General features: G+C 73.3%; 29 protein-coding genes and 1 pseudogene. 20 read left to right on the forward strand and 10 right to left on the reverse strand.

The genetic code is table 11. The features are described from left to right. Positions 1 to 5: 5 nt before the first annotated feature. Positions 6 to 767, reverse strand: a complete 762-nt coding sequence (locus tag AB3388_RS09565) for a tyrosine-protein phosphatase (protein WP_495410532.1) — start codon at positions 765 to 767, stop codon at positions 6 to 8. A 158-nt stretch (positions 768 to 925) separates the two neighbouring features. Here AB3388_RS09565 and AB3388_RS09570 point away from each other — a divergent pair, with 158 nt between their 5' ends. Then, on the forward strand, positions 926 to 2,668 hold the full coding sequence (locus AB3388_RS09570; protein ID WP_495410533.1) for a PEP-utilizing enzyme: 1,743 nt from the start codon (positions 926 to 928) through the stop codon (positions 2,666 to 2,668). Between the two features lie 25 nt (positions 2,669 to 2,693). Here the strand turns inward: AB3388_RS09570 and AB3388_RS09575 are convergent, their stop codons facing one another. Further along, on the reverse strand, positions 2,694 to 3,167 hold the full coding sequence (locus AB3388_RS09575; protein WP_495410534.1) for a nuclear transport factor 2 family protein: 474 nt from the start codon (positions 3,165 to 3,167) through the stop codon (positions 2,694 to 2,696). 99 nt (positions 3,168 to 3,266) lie between these two features. On the opposite strand from AB3388_RS09575, the gene AB3388_RS09580 reads away from it, so the two are divergent. The 3 genes from AB3388_RS09580 to AB3388_RS09590 all read left to right on the forward strand — a co-directional run bounded on the left by AB3388_RS09580 (position 3,267) and on the right by AB3388_RS09590 (position 5,532). Next, positions 3,267 to 3,794: a pyridoxamine 5'-phosphate oxidase family protein gene (locus AB3388_RS09580; protein ID WP_495410535.1), complete on the forward strand. Its 528-nt coding sequence runs from the start codon at positions 3,267 to 3,269 to the stop codon at positions 3,792 to 3,794. A gap of 125 nt (positions 3,795 to 3,919) precedes the next feature. Then, a complete protein-coding gene (locus AB3388_RS09585) occupies positions 3,920 to 4,975 on the forward strand; it encodes an NAD(P)-dependent alcohol dehydrogenase (protein ID WP_495410536.1) in 1,056 nt (351 codons plus the stop codon). Beyond that, on the forward strand, positions 4,972 to 5,532 hold the full coding sequence (locus tag AB3388_RS09590) for a nuclear transport factor 2 family protein (RefSeq protein WP_495410537.1): 561 nt from the start codon (positions 4,972 to 4,974) through the stop codon (positions 5,530 to 5,532). Before AB3388_RS09585 ends, AB3388_RS09590 begins: the two co-directional genes overlap by 4 nt. A gap of 2 nt (positions 5,533 to 5,534) precedes the next feature. On the opposite strand, the gene AB3388_RS09595 is transcribed toward AB3388_RS09590, so the two are convergent. After that, entirely contained in the window at positions 5,535 to 6,689 is a 1,155-nt protein-coding gene (locus AB3388_RS09595) for an Rv3169 family protein (protein WP_495410538.1), read from the reverse strand. Positions 6,690 to 6,754: 65 nt separating this feature from the next. Here AB3388_RS09595 and AB3388_RS09600 point away from each other — a divergent pair, with 65 nt between their 5' ends. From AB3388_RS09600 to AB3388_RS09610, 3 genes are read left to right on the forward strand one after another with little or no spacing between them, the layout of a single operon-like run. Then, positions 6,755 to 7,756 carry an NAD-dependent epimerase/dehydratase family protein gene (locus AB3388_RS09600; RefSeq protein ID WP_495410539.1) on the forward strand — a complete coding sequence of 334 codons (1,002 nt, stop codon included), beginning with the start codon at positions 6,755 to 6,757 and terminating at the stop codon, positions 7,754 to 7,756. Next, the gene (locus AB3388_RS09605; protein WP_495410540.1) at positions 7,753 to 9,105 is read left to right on the forward strand and encodes a phosphotransferase family protein; all 1,353 of its coding nucleotides are present in this window, start codon (positions 7,753 to 7,755) and stop codon (positions 9,103 to 9,105) included. Before AB3388_RS09600 ends, AB3388_RS09605 begins: the two co-directional genes overlap by 4 nt. Positions 9,106 to 9,144: 39 nt before the next feature. Beyond that, positions 9,145 to 9,585, forward strand: a complete 441-nt coding sequence (locus AB3388_RS09610; protein WP_495410541.1) for a nuclear transport factor 2 family protein — start codon at positions 9,145 to 9,147, stop codon at positions 9,583 to 9,585. A 120-nt stretch (positions 9,586 to 9,705) separates the two neighbouring features. Here AB3388_RS09610 and AB3388_RS09615 read toward each other — a convergent pair whose 3' ends face one another. Then, positions 9,706 to 10,011 (reverse strand): hypothetical protein, encoded by a 306-nt coding sequence (locus AB3388_RS09615; protein WP_495410542.1) that lies wholly within the window; start codon positions 10,009 to 10,011, stop codon positions 9,706 to 9,708. Between the two features lie 15 nt (positions 10,012 to 10,026). After that, the gene (locus tag AB3388_RS09620) at positions 10,027 to 10,437 is read right to left on the reverse strand and encodes a nuclear transport factor 2 family protein (RefSeq protein WP_495410543.1); all 411 of its coding nucleotides are present in this window, start codon (positions 10,435 to 10,437) and stop codon (positions 10,027 to 10,029) included. Positions 10,438 to 10,575: 138 nt separating this feature from the next. Here AB3388_RS09620 and AB3388_RS09625 point away from each other — a divergent pair. The 9 genes and pseudogenes from AB3388_RS09625 to AB3388_RS09665 all read left to right on the forward strand — a co-directional run. Continuing rightward, positions 10,576 to 11,571 (forward strand): annotated as a pseudogene (locus AB3388_RS09625) (PDR/VanB family oxidoreductase); the annotation flags it as partial. After that, a complete protein-coding gene (locus tag AB3388_RS09630; RefSeq protein WP_495410544.1) occupies positions 11,568 to 12,614 on the forward strand; it encodes a Rieske 2Fe-2S domain-containing protein in 1,047 nt (348 codons plus the stop codon). The pseudogene AB3388_RS09625 and the gene AB3388_RS09630, both read left to right, overlap by 4 nt. Positions 12,615 to 12,708: 94 nt before the next feature. Next, the gene (locus AB3388_RS09635) at positions 12,709 to 13,839 is read left to right on the forward strand and encodes an aromatic ring-hydroxylating oxygenase subunit alpha (protein ID WP_495410545.1); all 1,131 of its coding nucleotides are present in this window, start codon (positions 12,709 to 12,711) and stop codon (positions 13,837 to 13,839) included. Positions 13,840 to 13,856: 17 nt separating this feature from the next. Further along, on the forward strand, positions 13,857 to 14,207 hold the full coding sequence (locus tag AB3388_RS09640; RefSeq protein ID WP_495410546.1) for a putative quinol monooxygenase: 351 nt from the start codon (positions 13,857 to 13,859) through the stop codon (positions 14,205 to 14,207). 18 nt (positions 14,208 to 14,225) lie between these two features. After that, a complete protein-coding gene (locus AB3388_RS09645) occupies positions 14,226 to 15,416 on the forward strand; it encodes an aromatic ring-hydroxylating oxygenase subunit alpha (protein ID WP_495410547.1) in 1,191 nt (396 codons plus the stop codon). Next, complete coding sequence (locus AB3388_RS09650) at positions 15,413 to 16,267, forward strand: SDR family NAD(P)-dependent oxidoreductase (RefSeq protein WP_495410548.1); 855 nt, start codon at positions 15,413 to 15,415, stop codon at positions 16,265 to 16,267. The genes AB3388_RS09645 and AB3388_RS09650 overlap by 4 nt, the downstream gene beginning before the upstream one ends. Then, entirely contained in the window at positions 16,264 to 18,033 is a 1,770-nt protein-coding gene (locus AB3388_RS09655) for a PEP-utilizing enzyme (protein WP_495410549.1), read from the forward strand. Before AB3388_RS09650 ends, AB3388_RS09655 begins: the two co-directional genes overlap by 4 nt. Then, the gene (locus AB3388_RS09660) at positions 18,030 to 18,941 is read left to right on the forward strand and encodes a TIGR03619 family F420-dependent LLM class oxidoreductase (protein WP_495410550.1); all 912 of its coding nucleotides are present in this window, start codon (positions 18,030 to 18,032) and stop codon (positions 18,939 to 18,941) included. Before AB3388_RS09655 ends, AB3388_RS09660 begins: the two co-directional genes overlap by 4 nt. After that, positions 18,938 to 19,399: a nuclear transport factor 2 family protein gene (locus AB3388_RS09665; RefSeq protein WP_495410551.1), complete on the forward strand. Its 462-nt coding sequence runs from the start codon at positions 18,938 to 18,940 to the stop codon at positions 19,397 to 19,399. Before AB3388_RS09660 ends, AB3388_RS09665 begins: the two co-directional genes overlap by 4 nt. Positions 19,400 to 19,417: 18 nt before the next feature. On the opposite strand, the gene AB3388_RS09670 is transcribed toward AB3388_RS09665, so the two are convergent. Both AB3388_RS09670 and AB3388_RS09675 read right to left on the reverse strand, forming a co-directional pair. Next, complete coding sequence (locus AB3388_RS09670) at positions 19,418 to 20,191, reverse strand: SDR family NAD(P)-dependent oxidoreductase (RefSeq protein WP_495410552.1); 774 nt, start codon at positions 20,189 to 20,191, stop codon at positions 19,418 to 19,420. 33 nt (positions 20,192 to 20,224) lie between these two features. Then, entirely contained in the window at positions 20,225 to 20,761 is a 537-nt protein-coding gene (locus AB3388_RS09675; RefSeq protein ID WP_495410553.1) for a TetR/AcrR family transcriptional regulator, read from the reverse strand. Positions 20,762 to 20,916: 155 nt separating this feature from the next. Between AB3388_RS09675 and AB3388_RS09680 the strand changes: the two genes are divergently transcribed. Continuing rightward, entirely contained in the window at positions 20,917 to 21,543 is a 627-nt protein-coding gene (locus AB3388_RS09680; RefSeq protein WP_495410554.1) for a TetR/AcrR family transcriptional regulator, read from the forward strand. A 27-nt stretch (positions 21,544 to 21,570) separates the two neighbouring features. Here the strand turns inward: AB3388_RS09680 and AB3388_RS09685 are convergent, their stop codons facing one another. Then, the gene (locus AB3388_RS09685; protein WP_448624218.1) at positions 21,571 to 22,059 is read right to left on the reverse strand and encodes a nuclear transport factor 2 family protein; all 489 of its coding nucleotides are present in this window, start codon (positions 22,057 to 22,059) and stop codon (positions 21,571 to 21,573) included. After that, on the reverse strand, positions 22,059 to 22,838 hold the full coding sequence (locus AB3388_RS09690) for an SDR family NAD(P)-dependent oxidoreductase (protein ID WP_495410555.1): 780 nt from the start codon (positions 22,836 to 22,838) through the stop codon (positions 22,059 to 22,061). The genes AB3388_RS09685 and AB3388_RS09690 overlap by 1 nt, the downstream gene beginning before the upstream one ends. 248 nt (positions 22,839 to 23,086) lie before the next feature. Between AB3388_RS09690 and AB3388_RS09695 the strand changes: the two genes are divergently transcribed. The 3 genes from AB3388_RS09695 to AB3388_RS09705 are packed head-to-tail and all read left to right on the forward strand — an operon-like array spanning position 23,087 to position 25,727. After that, complete coding sequence (locus tag AB3388_RS09695; protein WP_495410556.1) at positions 23,087 to 24,124, forward strand: NADP-dependent oxidoreductase; 1,038 nt, start codon at positions 23,087 to 23,089, stop codon at positions 24,122 to 24,124. Between the two features lie 21 nt (positions 24,125 to 24,145). Then, positions 24,146 to 24,910: an SDR family NAD(P)-dependent oxidoreductase gene (locus tag AB3388_RS09700; protein WP_495410557.1), complete on the forward strand. Its 765-nt coding sequence runs from the start codon at positions 24,146 to 24,148 to the stop codon at positions 24,908 to 24,910. Positions 24,911 to 24,917: 7 nt separating this feature from the next. Beyond that, positions 24,918 to 25,727 carry a ThuA domain-containing protein gene (locus AB3388_RS09705; RefSeq protein WP_495410558.1) on the forward strand — a complete coding sequence of 270 codons (810 nt, stop codon included), beginning with the start codon at positions 24,918 to 24,920 and terminating at the stop codon, positions 25,725 to 25,727. Positions 25,728 to 25,760: 33 nt separating this feature from the next. Here the strand turns inward: AB3388_RS09705 and AB3388_RS09710 are convergent, their stop codons facing one another. After that, positions 25,761 to 26,987 (reverse strand): aromatic ring-hydroxylating oxygenase subunit alpha, encoded by a 1,227-nt coding sequence (locus AB3388_RS09710; protein ID WP_495410559.1) that lies wholly within the window; start codon positions 26,985 to 26,987, stop codon positions 25,761 to 25,763. Between the last annotated feature and the right edge of the window lie 13 nt (positions 26,988 to 27,000).

A 27,000-nucleotide genomic window follows, 5' to 3' on the forward strand; every position in this document is an offset into this window, starting at 1 on the left:
TCCCGTCAGCCCTCGAGCAGCTCGGCGCGCAGCCGCTGCACCGCCTCGGGGGCCAGCCCGCCGGCCTCGGCCCAGCGCCGTGCCCCGCCGTGCTCGTCGTCCAGCCAGGCCAGGAAGTCGCGCATGGTGGCCGGGTCGGACTCGAAGATCCAGGCGGGGGCCGCGGCCAGGCCGTTGCCCTGGAAGAACGGGGAGGACCGGATGCGGGCGAGGATGCCCGGCATGTTGTCGGTCGTCGCGGCGTAGTCGGCCACGACCTGCTCGCGCTCCACCCCGAGCAGCTCGAGCAGGAGGGCGACCAGGAGGCCGGTCCGGTCCTTCCCGGCGGTGCAGTGGATGACCGCGGGCAGGGAGTCCTCCGCGGAGAGCAGCTCCAGGGCGGCGAGCAGCTGCGGGCCGTTGTCCCGGGCCTGCAGGACGTAGTCGTCGTAGAGATTGGTCGCGAGGCCCGCCGCCACCTGCTCGGGGTTGAGCGCGGCCTTCGGCTGCATCGGCACGTTGACGTAGCGGACGTGCTCCACGGCCGCCAGCCCGCGGCCCTCCCGGGCGGTCTCCTGCTCGGTGCGCAGGTCGATGACCAGCCGCGGCGCCACGTCGCGGACGAGGGTGACCGCGCCGTCGTCGGTCAGCCCGCGCAGGTTGTCCGACCGGACCACCAGGCCGCGCCGCACCCGTGCGCCGTCGCGCGTGGTGAGCCCGCCGAGGTCGCGGACGTTGAGCAGGCCCTCCACGACCAGGGCGCGCACCGCTGCCGCCTCGCCGCTCACGACCCCAAACTAGTGACGCTGACAAGTAACCCACAACCCGGCGGCGCGGAAGTGGGTGCGCACTTTGTGGAGTGCCTCTACAGTTCTCCGGAAACCCGGCGCCGTGAGCCGGGTCACAGCCGCGGGCCTCGCCCGCCGAACAGGAAGGACCGTCGTCGATGTCAGAGCAGCACGGCTGGCTGATCGACACCGTTCCGAGCGAGCGGTTCCCGGTGTACACGCGGCTCAACGCCAACGACGTGCTGCCCGACCCGATCACGCCGCTGGGTGCCAGCTTCTGCTGGATCCCGCACATCATCCCGGGCTGGGCGGCCGGCTACGTCGCGCTCGACGCCTTCACCCCGACGGAGCTGGCCCAGGAGGACATGGCCCCCGTCGCCGGGTTCTTCTACGGCTACCTGTACATCAACCAGTCCAACGTCCGGGTGGTCGGCATCCGCGCCGGCATCGGCTGGCAGGCGATCGACGCCGCCTTCTTCAGCGCCGACTCCCCGCCGCACGACGAGCGCCCGGACGACGTCAACGACGAGCTCAGCGCCAAGATGGGCGCGCGCACCCAGTGGGCGCTGACCACCACGACCTTCCCCGAGCTGGAGGAGGAGCGGGAGATCGCCGAGCGCGTCCGCGCCAACCGGCCGGACCTCGCCGCGATGTCGCCGGCCGCGTTGGTGATGTACGCGCGCTCGCTCATGCCGTTCGAGCGGCTCTGCTGGCGCAGCGAGACCATCGGCAGCAACCAGGCGGCGACCGGCCCGGCCGTGCTCGGCCAGCTGCTCGGCCAGGCCGACCCGTCGCTGATCGTGAAGGTGATCGGGCAGGCCGGGGACGTCGACTCGGCGGCGCCGTCGTTCGCGCTGTGGGACCTGTCCCGGACGGTGCGCGCCGACGCCGGGCTGATGAAGGTGTTCGACGAGGGCGTGCCGGGCCTGCTGGACCGGCTGGACGGCGGGCACGCGGAGTTCCTCGCCCAGTTCCACCGCTTCCTGCGCGACTTCGGCTACCGCGGCCCGAGCGAGTGGGACATCGGCGCCGACTCGTGGGAGACCCGGCCCGAGCTCGCCCTCGGCCTGGTCGACCGGCTGCGCACCCTCGGGGACGAGGCCTCGCCGGCCAGCCGGCAGGGCGACCAGGAGCGGGAGCGCACGGAGGCCACCGCGAGGGCGCTGGAGATCCTCGGCGACAACGCCGAGGCGCTGGCGACCTTCGAGCTCGCGGTCAGCTCGGCCCGGAAGTTCGGCGCCTGGCGCGAGCGGGCCAAGACCAACTGCATCAAGGTGCTGCACGAGGCGCGGATGGCACTCACCGAGGTGGCCCGGCGGCTGCACGCCGACGGGCACCTGGAGAGCCCGCAGCAGCTGTTCATGGCCACCGACGACGAGCTCGACATCCTCGTCGCCGAGCCGGAGGCGCTCAAGGAGCGACTGGCCGAGCGGGAGCGGAGGTGGCACGAGCTCGCCGGCCTGGACATCCCGACCTTCCTGGACTCCCGCAAGGGGGTGCCCGCGCTGGCGGACATCCCGCGGAGGACGGAGGTCGAGGTCGAGGTGGCCAAGGCCGGCGACGTCCTGCAGGGCGGCCCGGCGTCGGCCGGGGTGGCCCGGGGCATCGCCCGCGTCATCCACGACACGGCGGCCATCTCCGACTTCCAGCCTGGGGAGGTGCTCATCGCGCCGCAGACCGACCCGTCGTGGACGCCGCTGTTCATGGTGTCGGCCGCGGTGGTCGTCGACGTGGGCGCCATGGGCAGCCACGCGATGATCGTCAGCCGCGAGCTGGGCATCCCGTGCGCCGCCGGCGTCACGAACGCGACCCGGCGGATCCCCACCGGTGCCGAGGTGGAGGTCGACGGGTCGACCGGCCGGGTGACGGTGATCAGCGTGCCGGAGCCCGCGCTCACCTGACGGGACGGGAGGGGATCCGGCCGCGTCAGACGGCCGGGTCCCCTCCCGCTGCCTCGGTGGGCCGGCGGACGACGTCGCGGTTGCCGCTGGCCCACATGCGGTGCAGCGTGCGGTGCGCGATCCGCCAGCCCGACGGCGTCCGGACGACGCGGTCGCTGTACCGGCCGCCGAGGAAGTAGTGGTCGCCGCCGGGTGTGCCGCTCCGGATGTGCTGCGAGATCAGGTAGCAGTCGGCGGTCGCCTCGTCGCCGCGCACCTCCACGACGACGTTGCCCACGAGGTGCTGGGTCGCGTCGAGGTCGGCGATGGTGCCGCGGACCAGGTCGGTGATCGCCTCGACGCCGTGCGGGTTGCCGAGCGAGCCGTAGTCGCAGACCGCGTCGGGCGCGAAGACCTCCCGGAGGAGGTCCCAGTCCCGCGTGTCGAGCGCGGTGGAGTAGCGCGCCAGCAGTTCCGAGATCGCGACCTTGTCGAGCAGCTCCTGCAGGGCGTCGGGCATCGGGCATCCCCTTCTCCAGCGACCGGCTCGGGGCCAGAAACTAGACACCGTCTCCAGTTAGCGCAAGACTCCGCTCACGCGTCTGGAGGGAGACCCCCGATGTCCGGTGACCCGATGCAGGGCGACACGGCCCGCGACTGGGAGGACGTCCGCTCGTACACCCTGGAGGAGCAGCAGGAGGCCGAGCTGCTGGAGCGGCAGACCGAGTGCACCTTCATCTGGCTGGGCAAGGACGGCCACCCGATGGGCGTGGTCATGAACTATCTCGCCCGCGACGGCCGCTTCTGGCTCACCGCCACCGCCGGCCGGCCGCGGATCGCCGCGGTGCGCCGCGACCCTCGGGTGAGCATCGCGATCACCTCGAAGGGGTCCGGCATCACCGTGAGCAAGTCGCTCACCTACAAGGGCAGCTGCGTCGTCCACGACGACGACGACACCAAGGCCTGGTTCTACCCGGCGTTCGCCGCCCGGCTGCGGCCGGACGACCCCGAGAAGGCGGCCTCCTTCGCCGCCCACCTCGACTCGCCGGGGCGGGTCGTCCTGGAGATCGTCCCCGAGCGCCGGATCGGCTTCGACAGCGCCAAGATGTGGGCGGCCGCGCCGTCGGCCGCGCCGACCGCGCGCTGACCCGGGCGACCGGTTGACGGCCGGGGTGATGCACAGCACACTCCGACGCGCGAGGAGTTTCTGGGTCCGGAATCGAGTAACTCCCATCGCCTCGGTCCGCTCCCGCCGCCCCAGGAGGCAGGCACATGCGCGCACTTCGCCAGACCAGGTGGCAGTCCGACCCCGAGCTGGTCGACGTCCCGGAACCGGAGGCCGGCCCCGGGCAGGTCGTGATCCGGGTGGGCGGCGCCGGGGCCTGCCACTCCGACCTGCACGTCATGCACGACTACGCGGAGGGGATGGTGCCCTTCCAGCTGCCGTTCACCCTCGGCCACGAGAACGCCGGCTGGGTGCACCAGGTCGGGGCGGGCGTGACCGGCTTCGAGGTCGGCGAGCCGGTCGCGGTCTACGGCCCGTGGGGCTGCGGCTCCTGCGCCCGCTGCAGCGCCGGGGCGGAGATCTACTGCGAGGACCCGGCGCGTGCCCTCGTGCCCGGCGGGGGCGGCGGCCTCGGTGCGGACGGCGGCATGGCGGAGTACATGCTGGTGCCCGAGGCCCGGTTCCTGTTCCCCCTGCCGGACGGGCTGGACCCGGTGCAGGCGGCGCCGCTCACCGACGCGGCCCTCACCCCCTACCACGCCGTCCGGCGCTCGCTGGCCAAGCTGCTGCCCGGCAGCACGGCCGTGGTCATCGGCGTGGGCGGGCTGGGCCACCTCGGCGTGCAGGTCCTCAAGGCCCTGACCGCGACCCGCGTGCTCGCCGTCGACGTGAAGGAGGACGCGCTGCGGCTGGCGGAGAAGTGCGGCGCCGAGGCCACGTTCGTCTCCGGGGAGGACACCGCGGCGCAGGTCCGCGAGGCGACCAAGGGCAAGGGCGCCGACGTGGTGCTCGACTTCGTGGGCGCGGAGGCGACCCTGGCGCTGGGCAGCAGCGTCGTGCGCAACGTCGGCGACCTGACGATCATCGGCGCCGCGGGCGGCGTGCTGCCGGTCAGCTTCTACACGATGCCGTACGAGGCCAGCGTCCAGTCGACGGTCTGGGGCTCCCGGCCCGAGCTGGCGGAGGTCCTCGAACTGGCCGCGGCCGGCCACCTCACCCCGGAGATCACGACGTTCCCGCTCGACGACGCCATGGACGCCTACCGCCAGATGGCCGACGGCACCCTGCAGGGCCGCGCCGTCATCGTCCCGAACGAGCGGTGACCCGGCCGAGCGCCTCCGTCGCCGTGGATCCGGTCGAGCGGCTGGTCGCGATCGAGGAGATCCGGCAGGTGGTGCTGCGCGCCTGCCGGGGCGTGGACCGCCTCGACGCCGACCTGCTGCGCGGCGCCTACCTGCCGGGGGCGGTCGACGACCACGGCGTCGTCGTCGGGGACGCCGCCGCCTTCTGCGACCGGGTGATCGCCTCGCACCGCCGGTACGAGGCCACGATGCACTGCGTCCTCAACCACCTGGTCGAGCTCGACGGGCCGGACGACGCCCGCGGGGAGGCCTACGTGCTGGCGCACCTGCTGCGCACCGCCGACGACGGGACGCCGGTGCTCGACTCCTGGTGGGGCCGCTACGCCGACCGCTACGGCCGCCGCGACGGCCGGTGGGGCATCGCGCACCGGGTGGTCGTGCACGAGTGGACCCGGCGCACCCCGCGCGGGGAGCCGATGCCGATGGAGGTCGCGCTGTTCCACCAGGGCGCCGAGGACCGGGGGACCGGCGCGCCGGTCGGGCCGGACGGCTTCCCGCCGCGCCAGGGGACGCCGTGAGCTCAGCCCAGGTCGGGGTGCGCCCCGGCGATCACGCACTCCAGGTGCCCCGTGCCGCGCTCGGCCGGGTCGTCGAGGTTCTCGAAGGTCGCGAAGTGCTCGGCCCACGCGTCGGGCCGGGCGCGGAAGAGGCCCTTCGGATCGTGGACGGCGCTGGGGGAGGAGACGTCCCAGACCTCGCCCTCGCCGTGGTCGTCGCCGCGGTAGACCCCGCGGCCGAGGCCGTCGTCGAAGCCCTGCCAGTAGCCGCCGCCCTGCAGGTAGACCGGGGTGCCCACGACGGTGTACGCGAACCGGTCGACGTCCCCGTCCGGCCGGCGCAGCGCGATCGTGCCGGAGCGCAGCCGGCGGTGGCCGGGCACCAGCCGGAGCTCGAGCTCCGCCGGCTCGCTGTAGGACCACGGCTCCGCGCCGGGCGTGCGGGGCAGCACCCGGCTCTCGAACATCCCGTAGGAGCCGTCGGCCTCCTGTTGCAGCTGCCAGAAGAGGACGCGCTCAGGCAGGCGCACCATCGACCACTGCCGCACCGCGAAGGTCCGCTGCCCGACGCCGGCCGGCAGGGGAGCGGCGGCGGGGGAGGCCGGCCCCCCGGTGCGGCCGATGCCCCAGGAGTGGTCGCGCACACCGACCCACCGGTCGGGCGTGACCTCCAGCCGCCGGCCGTCGACCTCCAGCCAGCCCGAGACGTCGCAGCACTGGTCGTAGTTGCAGCGCTGCGCGGTCAGCCGGCCGGCGGCCCAGCGGTCCACGTACCCCTCCAGATAGGGCTCGTGCAGGCCGGACCAGGTCAGGTCGTAGGCGATGCCGTGCTCGTTGGGCGCGCAGGTGGTGCGCAGCCGCTCCAGCGGCTCGAGCACCTCCACCCGCAGGGGGCCGACGGCCAGGTCGTCGATCGCCGGGCGCAGCCGGCGCGACCAGCGCAGGTTGTGCTGGCGGCCGTCGATCCCGACGCAGGCGTACCCGTCCATCACGTCGTTGTTCGCGTACAGCCGGATCGCCGTGTACAGCGACGCGGTCCCCGCGTCGTCCGAGGCCGTGAAGTAGTAGCCGTCGCTCCAGTGCGGCGAGTCGCTGGCGACGGAGTCGAAGGTGCGGGCCACCTGGTGGCGGGGCCACTCGTCGGCGCGGGTCAGCCGGCCGCCTGGGGGCGTCGTCATGGGGGCAGTCTGGTCCCGCCCCGGGGGTCGTCGCGCGTTCTGGGCCAATGGAGGGGGAGGTGCCGGTGAGCACTCTCGTGCTGGGTGGATCGAGCTTCGTCGGCGGCCGGCTGGTCGAACACCTGCGGCGAGACGGCGCGGAGGTCACCCTGCTCAACCGCGGCCGGTCCGCGCCGCCACCCGGGGTCGGTCAGCTGGTCGCCGACCGCAAGGACCCCGACGCGATGCGCGCCGTCCTGGGGGGGACGGAGTGGGACGCCGTCTACGACGTGTCCGGGTTCGTCATGGCGGCCGGCGGCTCCTCGTTCGAGGACCTGGTGCGGCTGCTCGACGGCCGCACCGGCCGGTACGTGTTCGTCTCCTCGATCATGGCCTACCGGCCCAGCGGGTTCTTCCCGTGGACGGAGGACCAGCCGGTGCGCGACGAGCCGCCGACCACCTACGGCGGCTTCAAGGTCTACGCCGAGCGGGTGCTGCTCGACGCCGCGCGCGAGCGCGGCTTCCCCGCGACGGTCGGGCGGCCGGCGGCCATCTACGGCCCGACCAACAACATCTACGACATGGAGGCGGCGATGTTCACCCGCCTCCGCCGCGGCCTGCCGATCCTGCTGCCGCACCAGGGGCTGGTGGCCACCTCCTACGGGCACGTCGACGAGCTGTGCGCCGGCCTGCTCGCGCTCGGCCGGCACCCGGCCGCGGTGGGGGAGGTGTTCAACCTCAGCGGGCAGGGGGTGACGGCGGCGCAGTACGTGGCGACGGCGGCCGAGGTGGCCGGCGCCGAGGCGGACGTCGTCCCCGTGCCCGACGACGCCCTCGCCGGACTGCAGAAGCTGCCGTTCAGCCACCTGTTCGCCGCGCGCCACCACGGGATCGTGAGCACCGAGAAGGCGCAGCGGCTGCTCGGGCTGCCGCCCGAGCGGGACTTCCGCACCGGCATGGCCGAGACCTACGCGTGGTTCTGCGCCTCCCCCCTCGCCGAGACCGACGGCGCCATCGCCGATCCGCTCTGGGGCTCCGGCTTCGACCTGGCCTACGAGGCCGAGGTCGCCGACGGGCTGCGCCGGTGAGCGACCGGCCGGTGGACGACGCCGTCCTGTGGCGGGCCGTGGCCGCGACGATCGGCGACGTCCTCGCCCCGGCGCTGCCGCCCGGGCACGCCCTCGACACTGCCGTGCAGCTGACCGGCCTGGCCCGCTACGCCGCCGCCCGTCCCGCCGCCGACCCGGAGGGGAGGGCCCGGCGGCTGTTCGAGGCGCTCGGCACGCCCGCAGCCGAGCCGGACCTCGGCGCGGCGCTGCGGCAGGCGTCGGAGGTCCTCGTCCGGGCGGTCGGCGCACCCTCGTCGGACGGGCCCGCGGCGCCCGTGCGGGCGGTGCTGCTCGACCAGCTCGACGAGGACATCCGGGTCGCCGCCCCGCTGCTGGAGACCTTCAGCGGCCACCCGGCCACCGACGTCGAGCCGGTGGAGCGCGGCGTGCCGGCCGACGAGCTGGACCGGCTGACCCGCTGGTTCGCCGAGGTCCACGCGGGGCCGGTGGAGGTGGACCGCGCCATCGTCGTCTCCGGCGGCCACAGCCGCCGGATGCTGCGGATCGAGCTGACCACCCCGCAGGGCCCGGCGGGCTACATGGTGCGGATCGAGCAGGGCGGCACGTTCGGCACCGACGGCACCCTGGAGGCCGGCGCCATGCGGGCGCTGGCCGAGGCGGATCTCCCGGTTCCGCCGGTCCGGTGGATCGAGGGCCCCGAGGTGCTCGGCCGGCCCTTCTTCGTCATGGAGCTCGTGCCGGGCCGCAACGCGGTGGACGACGAGGTGCTCGACGCGTTCGTCGCCGCCCTGCACGCCATCCACGAGGGCGACCCGGCGGTCGTCTCGGCCGCGCTCGGGCCGGTGCCGGAGCCGCAGGCCGCGGTCGCCGGGCAGATCGACCGGTGGGAGGACGTCTACCGGTCGTCGGTCCCCGAGCCGGTGCCGCTGCTCGACGAGGCCGCGGCGTGGCTGCGGGCGCACCTGCGCCCGACCGGCCGGACCGTGGTCGTGCACGGCGACCCCGGTCCGGGCAACTTCCTGTCGCAGGACGGCCGGATCGTGGCGCTGACCGACTGGGAGTTCGTGCACCACGGCGACGCCGCGGAGGACTGGGCGTACCTGGCGATCATCCGCGGTCGCAAGCTCGGGCCGCCCGAGGCCTGGTTCGACCGCATCGAGCGGATCACCGGCATCCGGCTCGAGCCGGCCGACTGGCACGCATGGGAGGCGTTCAACCAGTTCAAGGGCGCCTGCGCCAACCTGACCGCGCTGCGGCTGTTCCGCGACGGCGTCGCCTCGACGCCGAACCTGCTCGCGATCGGCACCGCGGTGCACGCCCGGTTCCTGCGGCGGCTGGCCGACCTGGTCGCGCCGTCCCCCCGTTGACGACGACAGCCGCCCGGCCGCCAGGAGGAGGAGAGGTCCATGGACGCGGTCCTGCAACGGCTGCTCGACGAGCGCGACATCACCCAGCTCAGCTACCGCTACGGCACCGCGCTCGACGATCGCGACTGGTCGCTGCTGCGCACCTGCTTCACCGAGGACGCGGTGACCGAGTACGAGGGGCTGGGCGGGTTCGAGGGCTACCCGGCGATCGAGCAGGCGTGCCAGGGCGCGCTCGTCCCGCTGGACCGCAGCCACCACCTGATCGGCAACGTCCAGGTCGAGGTGGACGGCGACGCCGCGACGGCGCAGTGCTACCTGCACGCCCAGCACGTGAAGGCCGGCACGCCCGGGGGCGACCTGTACGTCATCGCCGGCCGCTACACCGACCAGGTGTCGCGCACCCCCGACGGCTGGCGGTTCACCCGCCGGCGGCTGGAGACCTGGTGGACCGACGGCAACCCGGCGGTCCTGGGCGGCTGACCCGGGGAGTCACCGGGCGGGATGGCCGACGCTGTGCGTCCACGGCGCACGTCCCGGCCGGAAACGCGCCGCTTCCGCACATCGTCACCGGGCTGCGCCTCGACCCGGAGGCGGGGCGGGTCAGCGGGCGGGGTCCTCGCCCTCGGTGTGCGTCACCGGGATGATCGCCGCCTCCGGCGGGAGGTGGGCGCCCGCGTCGACCTCGACCGTGGGCTCGACGAGCGGCGCCACCCGCATCTCGGCCGGAGGCTGGTGGGCCTGCTCGGCGGCGGCCTCCGCGGCCGAGACCGCCTCGTACGACGGGCCGGTCGCGCCGCGGGGGACGGGCACCTCCTCGTTCATCAGCGGGACCGCGCCCGCCTCCGCGGCCTCGGCGGTCGGCGCCACGCGGGCCTCGGCCGGCATCTGCTCGTTCTCGCTGGTCACGGAAGTCCCCCTTCGTCAGGAACCGGGCGTCTGCAGGGAGCGGGCCCGGGAGCCGCCGTCGTGGTAGTCGACCTCGAGCCGGACGCGGTCGCCGTCGAGGACGACGTAGCTCATGCCCGGCGCCTGCCACCGGCGCCCCGCCGTCCCCGGGCCGAAGCGGTCGTCGGACACGGTCGCCGACATGACCCAGGTGAAGGCGAGTCCGTCGTCCCGGCTCCACCACTCGCCGGTCGGCACCAGCCGGAGGTCGGGCCAGCTGGCCAGGCCGCGGGCGAAGTAGGCGCGGATCGCCGGCCACCCGCGGTACACGCCGCCGATGACGTCGTCGAGGACGGCGTCCTCGGTGAGGTAGGGCCGAGGCGCGTCCGGGTCGCCGCTGGACCACGCGGCGAACAGGGCCTCGACGAGCGCGATCCGTTCGTCCACGTCGCACCTTCCGCCGGCGCCGTCGTCGGCGCTCATTCTGGGGGTCGGCGGCCGGACGTGCCAGGTGGTCCGGTTGACGCCGATCGTGCCCGCGACCACACTCGGGCGACACTTTCTGTGCTCGCAGTCGAGTAACGAGGGGGACGGCCCATGACCGCGGCCGAGCCGACCACGGCCATGGCCACGATCTACTCCGAGCACGTCGACGAGCTCGTGGTCGCCGAGCGGACGCAGGTCGCGGACGGCGTCGTGAGCCTCGTCCTCGAGCACCCCGACGGCCAGGACCTCCCGGGGTGGACGCCGGGCGCGCACGTCGACCTCGTGCTCTCCCCGGACCTGACCCGCCAGTACTCGCTGTCCGGCTCGCCCGCCGACCGCGGCCGCTGGCGGCTGGGCGTGCTGCTCGACGAGGGCGGCCGCGGCGGCTCCCGCTTCGTCCACGAACGGCTGGAGGCCGGCGCCCGGCTGCCGGTGCGGGGACCGCGCAACCACTTCCCGCTCGTGGCCTCGGAGCGCTACGTCTTCATCGCCGGGGGCATCGGGATCACCCCGATCCTGCCGATGGTGGCGCAGGCGGAGGCCACGGGGGCGGACTGGACGCTGTTCTACGGCGGCCGCCGGTCGGGCTCGATGGCGTTCCGCGACGAGCTGGCGGCCTACGGCGAGCGCGTCGTGCTGCGGCCCGAGGACGAGCACGGGCTGCTCGACCTGGCCACGATCCTCGAGCCCCAGCGGGACACCCTGGTGTACGCGTGCGGGCCCGAGGGGCTGCTGCAGGCGGTCGAGCAGCGCTGCGCGGCCTGGCCGGCGGGCAGCCTGCACGTCGAGCGCTTCGCCGCCAAGCCGGTGGCCGAGGGCGCCGCCGCGACCGGCTTCGAGGTGGTCTGCCAGCGCTCGGGGATCACGGTCACCGTGCCGCCGGACCGCTCGATCCTCGACGTCGTGCAGGAGGCGGGCGTGAACGCGCTGTCGTCGTGCCTCGAGGGCGTCTGCGGCACCTGCGAGACCGCCGTCGTGGAAGGCTCCCCGGATCATCGCGACTCGCTGCTCAGCGAGGAGGAGAAGGAGGCGGGCGACTACATGATGATCTGCGTCTCGCGTTCGAACTCCCCGCGTCTGGTGCTGGACCTGTGACCGGCCCGGGCAGCGGCAGGGAGCCCGCGGCCGACTACCCGTTCGACTGCTGGTACCTCGCCGCCACCGCCGACGAGGTCGGGGCCGAGCTGACCAGCCGGCGGCTGCTGGGCCGGCAGGTGGTGCTCTACCGCGCGAGCGACGGCGGCGTGGTCGCGCTCGAGGACCGCTGCGCCCACCGGGCGCTGCCGCTGTCGATGGGCCGCCTCGTCGACGACAAGGTGGTCTGCCGCTACCACGGCTTCACCTACGACCGCACCGGCGCCTGCGTGCTCGTGCCGTCGCAGGAGCACGTGCCCTACGGGGCGGCGGTGGCCGGCCACCCCGTGCGCGAGGAGGGCCGGCTGGTCTGGGTCTGGCTGGGCGACCCCCGCCGGGCCGGCACCGCCGCGCCCCCGCGGGCGCCGTGGCTGGACGACGCCGCGTGGTCGGTCCTCGGCGGCAGCCGCACGGTGGCCGCCGGCTACCAGCTGCTGCACGAGAACGCGCTCGACCGCACGCACTTCGCGTACGTGCACCCCGACACCTCGCACCGCGGCTACCTCGAGGGGCCGCCCCCGCTCGAGATCGAGGTCACCGAGACCTCGGTCTCCTACGCCCGCACCTTCCCGGCCGCGCCGCTGGCCGCCTGGCAGAGCGCGGCCACCGGGCTGCCCCCGGACACCCGGGCCGTGCAGCACGAGTCCGGCATCTTCGTCTCGCCGGCCATGCACGTCGACCACATGCGCATCGAGGCGGACGGCGTCGTGCTGCGCTCGGTGTTCGTCCGCGCGTTCACGCCGATCGACCCCGGCGCCACCCGGGTGCACTGGTGGGCGGCGCGCGACTACGCCCTCGGCGACCGCGAGGTGGACGACACCCTGCGCCGGATCCACGAGCGCACGATGGAGGAGGACGAGCCGCTGCTGGAAGCGATCCAGCAGACGGTGGACCGGGACGGCCCGGGACGCCGCGTGCACGCCGCGGCGGACGCCGCCTCGGTGCGCGCGGAGCAGCTCGTGCGGCGGCTCATCGACGAGGAGCGGCCCCGCCGACTTACTTGACACCGACTCCGCTTTCGGGAATCGTCGGCCGCGGATCGTGCCCCAGGTCACAGCGGCCGCAGTAGCCCTGTCACCCCGTCTTCCGGAGGGTTCCGTGGTCTTCGTCCCCACCCGAGGCGACCTGCCCTACCGGCACGGCCCCGGCGTGCCGCTGCTGCCCCCGGACGCCGAGCCGTCGGAGCTGCCCGCGTCGGTGTACCTGGACCCGCAGCGCTACGAGCAGGAGCGCAAGAAGGTCCTCAACCGCACCTGGCAGATCGTCTGCCGCTCCTCGGAGATCCCGAACGCCGGCGACCACGTCGTCTGGGAGGGCCACGGCGAGACGATCGTGGTCACCCGCCGGCGCGACGGCGGCGTCGCCGGGTTCCACAACGTCTGCATGCACCGCGGCGCCCGCATCGTGAAGGAGTCCGGCTGCGGCGCCCGCCGGTTCACCTGCCGCTGGCACAACTGGACCTACGACTTCGAGGGCAACGTGCTCGGCGTCCCCGACCGCGAGGACTTCGCGACGTCCCAGCTCGAGGGGCTCGCGGCCCCGGCGGTCGAGTGCGACGAGTGGGGCGGCTGGGTGTGGGCGGTCCTCGCCGGCCCCGGGGTGGCCCCGCCGCTGGTGGAGTACCTGGGCGAGGAACTGGTGGGTGACCTCGGCGCCTACCGGATGGAGGACATGATCCTCGTCGAGAAGCTGGTGTGGGAGCTGCCGGTCAACTGGAAGGTCGTCATCGACGGCTTCAACGAGAACTACCACGCCCCGGCGCTGCACAAGGTCCCCGCACAGGACGCCAAGGACGGCCGCGAGAGCACCTTCTTCCACTGGGGCCCGCACGGGATGATGATCGTCCCCTACAAGGGCGTGCTGCCCCGGCTCAAGGAGACCCGCGACCACCAGAGCCTGGCCATCTGCCACTACACGGTCTTCCCGACCGCGGTGTTCAACAACAACCCGAACCACATCCAGCTCTTCCGCGCGGTGCCGCTCGCGGTCGACCGCACCCGCTTCGAGACGTGGGAGCTGCAGTACGACCCGGAGGGCGACGAGGAGTACCTCGCCGGGGTCAACAAGCACTGGAACCGGCTGAAGGACGTCGTGGCCGAGGACGTGGAGATCTACCAGGAGGTCGGCGCCACCAAGCACTCCTCCGCGTACGAGAAGAACCGCTTCAACGACCACGAATGCAAGATCACGCACTTCCACCAGGTCGTGCAGCAGATGCTGGACGCCTGACGGGAAGGGCGGTCAGCGTGGCATCTCAGGACGGTCCCGCGGTCATCGTCGCCGGCTGGATGGACTTCGAACCGGCGGACCGGGAGGCGGCGCTGCGCGCGTTCGCCGGCGTCGTGGCGAAGAGCCGCGAGGAGCCCGGCTGCATCGACTACGCGTTCACCCCGGACCCGGACCTCCCCGGCCGGATCCGGGTCTTCGAGCACTGGACCAGCGACGCGGCGCTCACCGAGCACCTCACGCTGCCGCACGTGCAGGACCTGCGCTCCGCCATCTCGGGCCTGACCAGGACCGGCCGCGAGATGACCCACCACACCGTCGCGGCCTCCCGCCCGATGGGGTCCGCGTCCGCTCCCGCTGCGGCGACCTGAGAGGAAAGAGACCGGCCCATGACCGCCGTCCCGCGCTACGTGTCCGGCATCGACTTCACCTCCCCGGCGGTCCGCAAGGACGCCTTCGACGTCATGGCGCGCCTGGTCGAGCACTACCGCGCGACCACGACGGACATGGTCGAGTCGCAGTGGCGCGAGCCGGTGCGCAACTACCGCGACCCCGAGCTGTGGGAGCGCGAGGTGCAGGCGATTCACCGCACCAAGCCGCTGCCGGTGGCGCTGTCCTGCGAGCTGCCCACCCCCGGCTCGTACAAGGCGCTCGACGTCGTCGGCACCCCGATCATCGTGACCCGCGGCCGCGACGGTGAGCTCACCGCGCTGGTCAACTCCTGCCGCCACCGCGGCGCCGAGCTCGTGCCCGAGGGGGCCGGGCACGCCCGCCGCTTCACCTGCCCGTACCACGCCTGGTCCTACGACCTGGCCGGCTGCCTGCTGGGCGTCTACGGCGAGGAGACCTTCGGCCCGGTCGAGAAGGGCGACATGGGGCTGCGCCGGCTGCCGGTCGCCGAGCGGGCCGGCATCGTGTTCGTCTGCCTGACCCCCGGCGGGGAGCTGGACCTGGACGCATGGCTCGAGCCGGCGCTGGTCGAGCTGCTCGAGGCGCTGGACCTCGCCGGCTGCTACCACCACTCGACGCGGATGCTCGAGGGCCCGAACTGGAAGGTGGTCGTCGACGGCTACCTCGAGGGCTACCACTTCGCCTCGCTGCACCGCACCACCGTGTTCCGCACCAACCTGTCGAACATGGCCGCCTTCGACTCCTGGGGGCCGCACCAGCGCAACGCGTTCGCGCTGCGGCCGATCGCCGAGGCGGTCGACACCCCGCCGGACAGCTGGGACCCGCGCCGCTGCGTCGGCGCCATCTACTGGCTCTTCCCGGGGCTGGCCATCGCCGGCGGCTGGCGCGAGCAGGTCGCGGTGTCGTTCGTCTTCCCGGGGCGGACCTGGGACAGCTCGAAGACCGAGCAGCACATCCTGCTCCGTCGCGAGCCGCTGGACGACGAGGAGCGCAAGAACGCCGACCACACCCGGGACTGGTTCCACGACGTCGTCCTCGACGAGGACTACGGCGCCGGGTTCGGCGTGCAGCGGGGGCTGGCGGCCATGGCCGACCAGGAGTTCGTCTTCGGGCGCAACGAGCCCGGGGTGCAGCACTTCCACCGTGCCATCAAGGAGCAGCTGTCATGAGCGCTGGCGGAACCACGGACATCGAGGAGATCGAGGACGTCGCCCCGCACCCGGCCGGCGACCGGCGGGGCAGGCTGGAGGGCCGGGTGGCGGTCCTCACCCAGAGCACGCGCAGCATCGGCCGCGGCATCGCCGAGGCGTTCCTCGCCGAGGGCGCCCTGGGCGTCGTCGTGAGCGGCCGGACCGAGGAGAAGGGTCGCAAGGCCCTCGCCGAGATGGGCGCCGGTGACCGTGCCGACTTCTTCCCCTGCGACGCGACCCGGCAGGACCAGGTGGAGGCGCTGGTGGACTTCGCCTACGACCGCTACGGCCGGCTCGACATCATCGTGAACAACGCCGGCGGCACGTCCGGCTGGGCGCTGGTCGGCGACCTGTCCGACGAGGCCTGGCAGCAGGCGCTGAACTGGAACCTCAACGCGACCTTCTGGGGCACCCGCCGGGCGCTGCGCTACATGCTCGAGAACAACTGGGGCCGGATCATCAACATGTCCTCGGTCGAGAGCAAGATGGCCAACAAGCCGATGGTCAGCCACTACATCACCAACAAGCACGCGATGAACGGCCTGACCAAGGCGACCGCCTACGAGTACGCGCAGCAGGGGATCACCTGCAACGCGATCTGCCCGGGCGCGATCGAGACCGACCTGATGATGGAGGTCGGGCCGCTGGTGGCGCAGCAGTCCGGGATCACCTACGAGGACTTCCTGCAGAGCTACGCGAACGAGTCGATGATCAAGCGGCTGAACACCGTCGAGGAGGTCGCCGCCTGCGCCGTCTGGCTGTGCAGCGAGCCCGGCGGCGGCGTCACCGGCACGATGATCAACGTCGACGGCGGAACCTCCCCCTGGTGAGCCCGGGGCTGGTGGACGAGGGCATGGACCGCTGGATCACCGACTCGCACCGCTGGGAGCGCCTGCCGTACTACACCCGGGCCAACGCCGGTGAGGTGCTGCCCGACCCGTGCAGCCCGCTGGGCTGGACGCTGGTGTTCGAGCAGGGCCTGCTCATCGGGTGGCTGAAGGGCTTCGTCGACTTCGGCGTCTACGCCGAGGGGGAGCTGCCCGAGGACCCGCCGCCGGTCGCCGGCCTGTTCGGCGGCTACTTCTACCTGAACCTGTCGCACATGCGGCTCATGGGCCTGCGCATGGGGCAGACGGTGGAGCAGTTCGACGCCGCCCTGCTCGGCTCGCACCCGGACGCCCCGCCGTACCGGCCGCACCCGGACGACCTGAACGAGGCGTGCAGCGCCAAGTCCGCGCGGACGATCGGCGAGATCCTCGGGCGCACCGAGTTCCCGGAGATCGACGAGGACAGCCGGCGGGTGCGCGAGCTGCGCGCCGACCGGCCCGACCTCGCCGCGATGTCCGAGGCCGAGCTGGTGGGCTACGCCCGCTCGTTCCTCGGCGAGCTCGACAACGCCTTCGCGCGGCACGACTACTCGTCGCTGGCGTCCACGGTCGGGCAGGCGATGCTCGCGCAGCTGTGCGCGAAGGTCGGCCGCCCCGACCTGCTGCTCGAGCTCATCTCCGGGCTCGGGGACGTCGAGTCGGCCTCGCCGAGCGTGGGCCTGTGGGAGCTGTCCCGGCTGGTCCGCGGCTCGGCGCAGCTGACCGCGCTGTTCGACGAGGGGCCTGCCGCGGTCGCGCGCGCCCTGGTGGCGGGTGCGGAGGGCGACCTGGCGGGCTTCCAGACGGCGTTCGCGGAGTTCCTCGCCGAGTACGGCATGCGCGGGCCCAACGAGTGGGACATCCGGGCGCGCTCGTGGGACGCCGACCCGCTGCAGGCGCTGGCCCACGTCGACTCGCTGCGCGCCTCGCCCGACGACGGCTCGCCGCAGGCGCGCGCCGCCCGGCTGTCCGCGCGCCGGCAGGCCGTCTCCGACGAGCTGCGCACCCTGCTCGCCGGTGACGAGGAGGCGCTCGGCACGCTCGAGGTCGCGCTGCGGTCGGCGAAGGACACCATCCCGCTGCGGGAGCAGACCAAGGCCAACAGCGCCGTCGTCATCAACGAGGTGCGGCTGGCCGTGCGCGAGCTCGGCCGGCGCGGGGTCGCCGCCGGGCGGCTGTCCGAGCCCGAGGACGTCACGATGCTGCTCGCCGACGAGCTCGACGCCTACGTGGCCGACCCCGGCTCGTTCACGGAGGTGATCCGCGAGCGGCTGGCGGGCTACCAGTCCCTGTTCGACCTCGAGCCGCCGTTCATCATCGCCGACGAGCTGCCGCCGCTGTCGGAGTGGAAGCGGCGCTCGCGGCCACCCGAGGCCACGGCCGCGGAGGGCACCGTGCTCACCGGCGTGGGCGGCAGCGCCGGCACCTACACCGGCCACGCCCGGGTGGTGCGCGACCTGGCCGCGGCGGCGGCGCTCGAGCCCGGTGAGGTGATGGTGGCGCCGCTGACCGACGCCGCGTGGACGCCGCTGTTCCTCGTGGCCGGCGCGGTCGTCGTCGACATGGGCGCGCTCAACAGCCACGCCGTCGTCGTCTCCCGCGAGGTCGGCCTGCCCTGCGTCCTGTCGGTCACCGGGGCGACGTCGCTGCTCGCCGACGGCATGCTGCTCACCGTCGACGGCACCGCGGGCACGGTGCGGATCGACGCCGTCCCGGCCGAGGTCCCGTGACCACCGTCGGCCTGTGCCTGCCGCAGCTCGGCGGGCACGTGACCCGGGACGCGCTGCGCTCGTTCGTGGAGAACGCCGAGGAGCTGGGGTACGGCGGCCTGTGGGTGCAGGAGCACATGTTCTACCCGCACGAACCGGTCTCCGGGTACGCCGCCCGGCCGGGCCTCGCCGTCCCCGAGGCCTACCGGACGACGCTGTCCGCGCTGGAGACGCTGGCCATGGCGGCGGCGTGGTCCACCCGGGCGGAGATCGGCACCAGCGTGCTGGTCGCCGGCTACCACCGGCCGGTGCAGCTGGCCCAGCGGCTGGCCACGCTGGACCTGCTCTCGGGCGGCCGGCTGGTCGTCGGCTTCAGCGTCGGCTGGTCCGACGACGAGCACCGGCAGGCCGAGGTCGACCCCCGGACCCGCGGCCGGCGGCTCGACGAGATGCTCGACGCCCTGGAGGCGTGCTGGGGCCCGGACCCCGTGCGCTTCACAGGCGAGTTCTTCGACATCCCGACCTCGGACGTCCGCCCGAAGCCGCTGCAGCGACCGCGCCCGCGGCTGCTCTCGGGCATGCGCTCGGAGGCCGGCCTGCGGCGCACCGCCGAGCGGTTCGACATCTGGAACCCCGCGTCCGGCGCTCTGGAGGACATCCTGGCCACGGCGGCCCAGCTGCGGGAGCGCCGGCCCGCCGACCGCCCGCCGCTGGAGATCTACTCGCGGGTGTACACCGTGCCGCCCGTGCCGGTCCGGGGGCTCCGCCCGCTGTCGGTCGACGAGCTCGCCGCCGACGTCGGCCGGGCCCGGGAGGCCGGGATCGCGCAGGTGATCGTGGACGCCAACTTCGACGGCGCGGTCGACTCGCCCGAGGCGTGGGCGGCGCTGCCGAAGCGCCTGGAGCCGCTGCTGGCGGCGGCGCGGTGACCACCGGGCCGTCGGCCGAGGACCGCGCCGCCGTCCTCGACGTCCTGGCCCGGTTCGCCCACGGCATCGACGGCCGCGACTGGCCGCTCTACCGCTCGGTGTTCACCGACGAGATCGACGTCGACTACACCTCCTACCGGCCCGGCTCGCTCAGCCGGATGGCCGCCGACGACTGGGTCGACCGGGCCCGCCGGCTGTTCCCCGGCCTGGACGCCACCCAGCACGTGCTGGTCAACGCGTGGCTTCAGCCGGACGGCGACGCCGTCCGCGTGCGGACGTCGATGCGCGCCGACCACTTCCTCGACGGGGCGCGCTACACCCTCGGCGGGCACTACGTGCACCGGCTCGTCCCCGCGGACGGCGGGTGGCTGATCAGCGCGGTGACGCTGACCGTCACCTGGGAGGAGGGGGACAAGGGCATCCTCGCCCGGGCCGCGGACGCGGTGGCCGCCCGGTGACCGGCTCGGGGCGGCGGCTCAGGTGGGCGGGCGCGGTCCGCCGTCGACGCCGAGCACCTGCCCGTTGACGTAGGAGGCGGCCGGCCCGGCGAGGAACCGGACGACCGACGCGATCTCCTCCGGCTGCGCCGGACGCCCCGCGGCGATCTCGGTCAGCAGGGCGGCGTGCCGCTCGGGGGTGATGCGGCCGGCCACGAGATCGGTCCACGTGTAGCCCGGCGCGACGACGTTCGCGGTGATCCCGTCCGGCCCGAGGCGGCCGGCGAGGCTGAGCACCCAGCCGTTGAGCGCCGACTTCGCCGCCACGTACGCCGGGGTCGCGCCACCGGTGACGGCGACGCGGGAGCCCACCAGCACGACCCGCCCGCCCGGCCGGGCGAGGAGCGGTTCCAGGGCGGTCGTGAGCAGCACGGCGGAGAGGACGTTGCTGTGCCAGGCCTGTGACCAGGCGTCGGCGACGTCCTCGAGCGGTGCGTCGGCCGGCAGGCGGGTCGCGGCGGCGCCGGCGTTGTTCACCACGACGTCGACCACGTCGGTGAGGCCGCGCAGCTCGTCGACCGCCGACTGCACCCCGGCTGGCGAGCTCACGTCGCAGGGGAGGGCACGCACCGTGGCGCCGCCCTGGCCGTCGAGCTCGGCCGCGGTGTCGTCGAGCACGTCCGGCCGGCGGCCGAGCAGGACCACGTCGAACCCGTCGTCGGCGAGGGCGGCCGCGCACGCCCGGCCGATGCCGGTGCCACCGCCGGAGACGACGGCCAGCCGCCGACGCGCCGCGACGAAACTACTGCTCATCCGCTTACTGTAGTGGCAGGCTAGTAACTGCGGTCACACGCCGGCGATCCGCTCGGCGAGCCGTGAGGTCTCCTCGAGGAACTTCTTATGACCGAGCCCAGCCAGCGACTCGTCCTCGGTGAGCCACGACGTGGCGGAGGTCTCCAGCAGCGAGAGCAGCGCGGTGGCCACCACCGCGGCCTCCGCTGTCGAGATCCTGTCCCGGGTGGCCTTGGCGGCACGGGTGAACACGGTGATGAGGTCACCGCGGACCTCCCGGCGCAACTGCTCGACCGCCAGGCTGACCCCGGAGGACTTGACGAACCAGACGGTGGCCTCGGCCCGCCGCTCGTCCATCCACTGGATCAGGCGCACCGGGAGGTCGCCGATCGAGGCGCCGCGCGCGGCGATGTCCTGCTGCGCCCGGCGCGCCTCGGTCACCAGCGACTCGCCCAGCGACCGCAGACCCTCGAGCAGGATGTCGTCCTTCGAGGCGAAGTGGTAGTAGACCGCTGCGGATGTCATCCCGGCCGCGTCGGCGATCTCGGCTACCGTGATGGCGTCGGACCGCTGCGAGGCGAACAACTCCATGGCGGAGTGCACCACGGTCGCCCGGCGGGATGGTCTGTGCGCCGGACGCTTGTCACGCGCGATCATGGTGCGAGACTAGAGGGTCCCCGAAAGGTCACGGGGTTACGCGCGACCCCGAGGGGGATCTGTTGCTCAATCGTGCAGAGGTGTTCGAGATGACCGGGGAACTCCCGGCCAAGCTCCCCGCCCACCGGCCCTCCCGGCGGCAGGAGATCATCGACGCCGCCATCAAGGTCTTCGCCCGCACCGGGTTCGCCGAGACCAGCGTCCAGGACGTCGCCGAGGAGGCCGGCGTCGTCCCGACCGCTGTCTACTACCACTTCGCCGGCAAGGACGAGCTGTTCGACGTCGCGCTCCAGTCGGTCATCGGCGAACTGGACGAGGTCGTCGAGAAGGCCCGGCCCGACGGCGACCAGGGCAACGCCCTGCCGCTGATCATCACGGCCGTGTGGGACTGGATCGAGATTCGCCCCGACCACGCCCGCATCCTCTACAGCCACCTGCCCGGGGCCACCCGGCAGGCGCAGCTGCTGCGCGTGCAGTTCGAGGAGCAGCACATCGAGCGGGCGTTCGTCTACGCGCGGCAGGAGACGGGACGACGACGGCTGCGCAGTGCCGACGCCGCGCACGCCGCCACCCGGCTCTCGGTGCGCACCCTGATCAGCCTGCTCATCGCGATCCACCCGATGCGCCTCGACGGCGGCCCGCTGAGCCGGCGTTCACCGCGGGCTCTGCGGGCCGCCCTCGAGGAGGTCTCGCTGCGGATCATGGCGCTGGACTAGCGAAAGGACCCGCCCCTGCGGCAGGTTCTAGCCGGCGACCGGGGCGGACGTGGTCTGCCGCCCCAGGAAGCCGTCGTCCACCATGCGCTGCGGCCAGACGAACTGCAGGCTCTGCCGTGAGATGCGCCAGTCGTCCCCGGAGCGCCGGTACTCCTCCTCGTACACGCCGAGCCAGTAGAGCGGGTTGCCGCCCTCGCGCATCTGGTCGCCGGTGACGAAGTCGAGCAGGTACACCAGACCCGTCGCGGTGTCCGGACCGGTGAGCTCGACGGCGTGGTTGGTGACCACGTGCAGGTTGGAGAAGTACCCGCTGGCGTAGAACGGCGCCTCGGCCGCGGCGAAGTTGTCGCGGAACGTGTCGCGGCCACGCCAGGTGCCGTAGGGGCCGAACTCGCAGACGGCGTCCTCGGTGTAGAGGGCGACGAGGTCGTCGAGCCGGCCCGAGTCGAGGTACCGCGAGCCCAGGACGCGCAGGTTCTTGATGGACTCGACGGCGAGCAGCTCCTCGACCGTCATCAGTAGGCGGCCGTTCCGCCGTCGACGGAGAGCATCGCGCCGGTGATGCCGGCGCCCGCGTCGGAGGCGAGCAGGACGGCCATCGCGGCGACCTCCTCGACGGTGTTCGGCCGCTTGATCGCCGACTCCTGCGAGAACAGGTCGACCATGCCCTCGAACGTCAAACCCATGCTTTCCGCCGTCCGGGGCCCGTTCTCGCGGACGATCTCGGTGATCACCAGGCCGGGACACAGCGAGTTCACCGTGATGCCCATGGTGCCGACCTCCTTGGCGGCGACCTTGGTGAGCCCGTTGATGGCGTGCTTGGCGGTCACGTAGCCGGAGAGCACCGGCTTGCCGTGCTTGCCCTCGACCGACGACATGTTGATGATCCGGCCCGACTGCTGCGGGATCATGTACTTCAGGGCCCGGCGCATCCCGTAGAAGGTGGAGTACAGGTTCCACTTCATGTTCAGGTCCCAGTCCTCGTCGGTCACGTCCACGACGGGAGAGGTGGCGCCGGTGCCGCCGGCGTTGTTGACCATGATGTCGATCCGGCCGAAGTGCTCGACGGCGAAGTCGACGAGCGACTCGATGTCCTCCTTCTTCAGGACGTCGCCCTGACGGAAGACCGCTCGGTCGCCGGCGCCGAGGTCGGCGACGATCTTCTCGCCCTTGTCCGCCCGCCGGCCGTTGAGCACGACCTTGCCACCCTCGCGCAGGAACGCCTCGCCGATGCCGAGGCCCAGCCCCGCCGTCCCACCGGTGATGACGGCGACCTTGTCCTGCAGCAGAGCCATGGTTCCTCCTCCAGCGCCCGCGGCGCGGTTCTAGTTTCTTGGGGTGGACTACAGTGAAGCACGCCACAATCGCACGAAACAGCCCCTTTGTGCAGCACACGGGCCAGTTCCGGATCAGGGGTTTGCGCGGACACCCGGAGCAGTTACTCTGCGCTGAGTCAACAAACCTCAGGCGCCGCGAGCGCCGGTCACCGGGCGCGTCGGCGTGCCACGGGAGGGTCCATGTCGAACAGCGCGGAGTCCGGCTGGTGACGACGGCGCACGTCTCTCCGACCCGGGTCGTCACCCTGGCCAGGCGCCCGACGGGAGCGCCCGCGGCTGAGGACTTCGGCCTCGAGGAGCGGCCGGTTCCCGACCTGTCGAGCGGTCAGCTGCTGGTGCGCAACGCCTACATGAGCGTCGACCCCTCGATGCGCGGCCGGCTCGAGGAGACCGAGAAGCACTACACGACGAACTTCCGGGTGGGGGAGCCGCTCGACGGGTCGGCGCTCGGGCAGGTGGTCGAGAGCCGGGCCGACGCCGTGCCGGTCGGCGCGTGGGTGCGGCACCGGCTCGGCTGGCGCGACGTCGCGGTCGTCGACGCGGCCGCCGCCACCGTCGTCGACCCGGAGCTGGCGCCGCTGCCGCACTGGCTCGGCGTCCTCGGGCAGACCGGGTTCACCGCCTACGCCGGCCTGGTCCGCGCCGGCGAGTTCCGCCAGGGCGACGCCGTCTTCGTCTCCGCCGCGGCCGGCGCCGTCGGCTCGGCGGCCACCCAGTTCGCCCGGCTGCTCGGCGCGTCCGCCGTCGTCGGCAGCGCGGGGGGAGCGAGCAAGGCCGCGCTCCTGGTCGACGAGCTCGGCCTCGACGGCGCGATCGACTACCGCGCCGAGCGGGTGCGCGACGGGCTCGCCCGCGTGGCCCCCGACGGGATCGACCTCTACTTCGACAACGTCGGCGGTGACCACCTCGTCGCGGCGCTGGACTCGATGCGGCTGAACGGCCGGATCGCGCTCTGCGGGATGATCTCGCAGTTCGACACCGACGAGCCGCGGCCGAGCATCGACCACCTGATCCAGGCGGTGCTCAAGCGCATCACGTTGCGCGGCTTCATCATCCGCGACCACGAGGACCTGCGCCCGGAGTTCCAGGACCGGGTGGCCGGCTGGCTGCGCAGCGGCGAGCTGGTTGCCAAGCAGACCGTCGTCGACGACCTCGCGCACGCCGTCGAGGCGTTCCTCGGCATGCTCCGCGGCCAGAACGTCGGGAAGATGCTCGTCCGCCTCGACCCGTCCGTGGACGCCTGAACCCATCCAAGAGAGGACGACATGGACCTTCAGCTGACCGGCAAGCGGGCGCTGGTGACCGGCGGCAGCCGCGGCATCGGCCGGGCGATCGCGGAGACCCTCGCCGAGGAGGGCTGCGCCGTCTCGCTGTGCGCCCGGGGGCCCGAGACGCTGGACAAGGTCGCCGCCGGCCTGCGCGAGCGCGGGGCGACGGTGCACGCCGAGCCGGTCGACGTCACCGACCCCGACGCGCTGACCGCCTTCGTCGACCGCTCCGCGCAGGAGCTCGGCGGGCTCGACATCGTCGTCTCCAACGTCTCGGCCGGGGCGTCGAAGGCGCCCGACCAGTGGCAGAAGAGCCTGGACGGCGACCTGGTCCCGCTCGTGCGGCTGATCGAGGCCGCCGTCCCGCACCTGGAGCGCGCGGGCGGCGGGGCGATCATCTCGATCGGCACCACCAACGCCTTCGACACCGTCCGGCCGGCCTCGCCCAACGCCTACTCGGCGATCAAGGCGGCGGTCATCCACCACGCGGCCGCGCAGGCCCGGGCGCTGGCGCCGAAGGGCATCCGCGTCAACACCGTCTCGCCCGGTCCGATCGAGTTCCCCGGCGGTGACTGGGAGAAGATCCGCGAGGGCCGCCGGGAGGTCTACGACGAGGTGCTGGCCAAGATCCCGGTCGGCCGCTACGGCCGGGCCGAGGACGTCGCGGCCGCGGTCGCGTTCCTGGCCAGCCCGCGCTCGGGCTTCACCAACGGGGTCAACCTCGTGGTGGACGGCGGCATCGTCACCCGCGTGCAGTTCTGAGCCGGCCATGGCCGGGCCCGCGGGGCGGCTGGACGTGGTCCTCGTGTGCGGGGGCCGATGGCACGACTTCGACTACGCGCGGGTGCGCCTGCTCGAGCTGCTCGGGCGGCACGAGCGGGCGCGCACCCGCGTGTTCGAGGACTACGCGATGGGCAGCGCGTCGGCCGGGGACGCGCTGGCCGGCGCCGACCTGCTGATCACCTACACCTGCGACCGGCGGCCCGACCCGGACCAGCAGCGCCGGCTCGTGGACTGGGTCGAGGCCGGCGGCCGCTGGCTGGCGCTGCACGGCACGAACTCGGCCATCGACGCCCCGCCGCTGGACGGGCCGCGCCTCTTCCGCACCCCGCGCGCGCTCGGCCCGGTGGCGGAGGTGCTCGGCAGCCAGTTCCTCGGCCACCCGCCGATCGCGCCCTATCGCGTGGAGCTCACCAGCGCCGAGCATCCGCTGGTCCGCGGCATCCAGCCGTTCGAGGTCACCGACGAGCTCTACATCAGCGAGCTGCACCCGCCGCTGGAGGTGCTGCTGCACACCCGGTGGACGGGGCCGAGCCGCGGCTTCGAGGAGGGGGAGACCACCGACGACGAGCCGCGGCCGGTGCTCTACCTGAAGCGGTCCGGCGCCGGGACGGTCTGCTACTTCACCCTCGGGCACGCCCGCGGCCGGTTCGACGTCCAGGACCTCGGCGTCGACGACCTCGGCCGCACCGACCGCGGCAGCTGGGTGATCCCCGAGTTCGAGACCGTGCTGGAGCGGTGCCTGATCTGGGGCCTCTACGGCGACGTCCCCGCCCCCGAGGGCGCTTTGTCGCGATGAAGCACGCGTGCTTCATCGCGACAAAGCGCGGGATCAGGCGGTGCGGGGGAGGGGGTGCGGCGGCCGGTGGTGCTGCGCCATCACCGCGTTGATCGCGCGGTGCAGGTGCTGCACGCCCGGCTCGTTCCGGCCGAAGATCATGGTCTGCTCCGCCATGGCCGGGATCCCGCGCTGCACGCCGTAGCCGGTGAGGTAGTCCTCGCCGTAGGTGACGTCGTAGAACCAGTCGCGGGCGAACTCGGCCTCCTCGCGCTCGCGGTCGTCCGACGGCGGCGTGCGGGTGAGGATGCGCTGCTCGGTCATCGACTCGGTCGGCGTCGCCCCGGGCAGCGGGAAGGCGACGGCGATCCGGTCGCGCAGGCCGCCGGCGATCGCGAAGCCCGGGAACAGCCAGACGATCGGGCCGATGAGGGTGGCCGGGTCCCACTCCTCGCGCGGGGCGTCCCCGAGCTCGGCGATCGGCCGCAGCGCGAAGGCGTTGCGCTGGTGCCAGCCGAAGGAGTCCCAGGCCGCGGTGTTGCCCAGGTTGGTCTTGAACACGGTGTTCGTGTGCAGCGAGGCGAAGTGGTAGCCCTCCAGGTAGCCCTCGACGGCCACCTTCCAGTTGGGCCCGGGCATCATCCGGGTGGAGAAGTGGTGGGTCTCCTCCAGGCGCAGCGAGGCGAGCACGGGCGCGACGTCGCCGAGCCAGGCGTCCAGATCCATCTCCGCGCCCGGGGTGAGGCACACGAAGATCAGGCCGAGCCGCTCCTCGACCGGCAGCCGCACCAGCCCGCGGGCGTCCTTGTCGAAGTCGCCGAAGGTCGCGGCGCCGTAGACGCCGGCCAGCTCGCCGTCCATCCGGTAGGACCACGCGTGGTACGGGCAGGTCAGCGTGCGGCTGCGGCCGATCCCGGCGGGGCAGACCTCCGCGCCGCGGTGCCGGCACACGTTGAGCATCGCGTGCACCGCGCCCTGGGCGTCCCGGGTGATGACCACCGGCGTCCCGGCGACCTCGATCGCCTTCCAGCTGTTCGGGCCCACCAGCTCGCAGGACAGCGCGAGCGGGAGCGGCACGCGGCGGAACAGCAGGGCCTTCTCGGCCTCGAACAGGGCCGGGTCGAGGTAGTTCGCGACCGGCTCCACCCAGGTGCCGTCGGCCTGGTCGGTGGTCTTCCCGGCGACCAGCGCGCGCACCCGGTCGACGAGGGAGAGGGCGTCCTCGCGGTCGGCGAGGTCGAGTTCGAGACCGGGGACGTAGTCGGGGACGACGGAGGTCATGGCAGCTCCCGCG

The sequence above is a fragment of the Geodermatophilus sp. SMS 5-13 genome (assembly GCF_059428245.1).

Coding starts and splice junctions, on each gene's coding strand:
- AB3388_RS09650 (WP_495410548.1), top strand. CDS start 15,413: ATGAGCGCTGGCGGAACCACGGACATCGAGGAGATCGAGGACGTCGCC.
- AB3388_RS09690 (WP_495410555.1), bottom strand. CDS start 22,838: ATGGCTCTGCTGCAGGACAAGGTCGCCGTCATCACCGGTGGGACGGCG.
- AB3388_RS09645 (WP_495410547.1), top strand. CDS start 14,226: ATGACCGCCGTCCCGCGCTACGTGTCCGGCATCGACTTCACCTCCCCG.
- AB3388_RS09700 (WP_495410557.1), top strand. CDS start 24,146: ATGGACCTTCAGCTGACCGGCAAGCGGGCGCTGGTGACCGGCGGCAGC.
- AB3388_RS09675 (WP_495410553.1), bottom strand. CDS start 20,761: ATGGAGTTGTTCGCCTCGCAGCGGTCCGACGCCATCACGGTAGCCGAG.
- AB3388_RS09710 (WP_495410559.1), bottom strand. CDS start 26,987: ATGACCTCCGTCGTCCCCGACTACGTCCCCGGTCTCGAACTCGACCTC.
- AB3388_RS09670 (WP_495410552.1), bottom strand. CDS start 20,191: ATGAGCAGTAGTTTCGTCGCGGCGCGTCGGCGGCTGGCCGTCGTCTCC.
- AB3388_RS09575 (WP_495410534.1), bottom strand. CDS start 3,167: ATGCCCGACGCCCTGCAGGAGCTGCTCGACAAGGTCGCGATCTCGGAA.
- AB3388_RS09610 (WP_495410541.1), top strand. CDS start 9,145: ATGGACGCGGTCCTGCAACGGCTGCTCGACGAGCGCGACATCACCCAG.
- AB3388_RS09680 (WP_495410554.1), top strand. CDS start 20,917: ATGACCGGGGAACTCCCGGCCAAGCTCCCCGCCCACCGGCCCTCCCGG.
- AB3388_RS09580 (WP_495410535.1), top strand. CDS start 3,267: ATGTCCGGTGACCCGATGCAGGGCGACACGGCCCGCGACTGGGAGGAC.
- AB3388_RS09585 (WP_495410536.1), top strand. CDS start 3,920: ATGCGCGCACTTCGCCAGACCAGGTGGCAGTCCGACCCCGAGCTGGTC.
- AB3388_RS09595 (WP_495410538.1), bottom strand. CDS start 6,689: ATGACGACGCCCCCAGGCGGCCGGCTGACCCGCGCCGACGAGTGGCCC.
- AB3388_RS09570 (WP_495410533.1), top strand. CDS start 926: ATGTCAGAGCAGCACGGCTGGCTGATCGACACCGTTCCGAGCGAGCGG.
- AB3388_RS09705 (WP_495410558.1), top strand. CDS start 24,918: ATGGCCGGGCCCGCGGGGCGGCTGGACGTGGTCCTCGTGTGCGGGGGC.
- AB3388_RS09685 (WP_448624218.1), bottom strand. CDS start 22,059: ATGACGGTCGAGGAGCTGCTCGCCGTCGAGTCCATCAAGAACCTGCGC.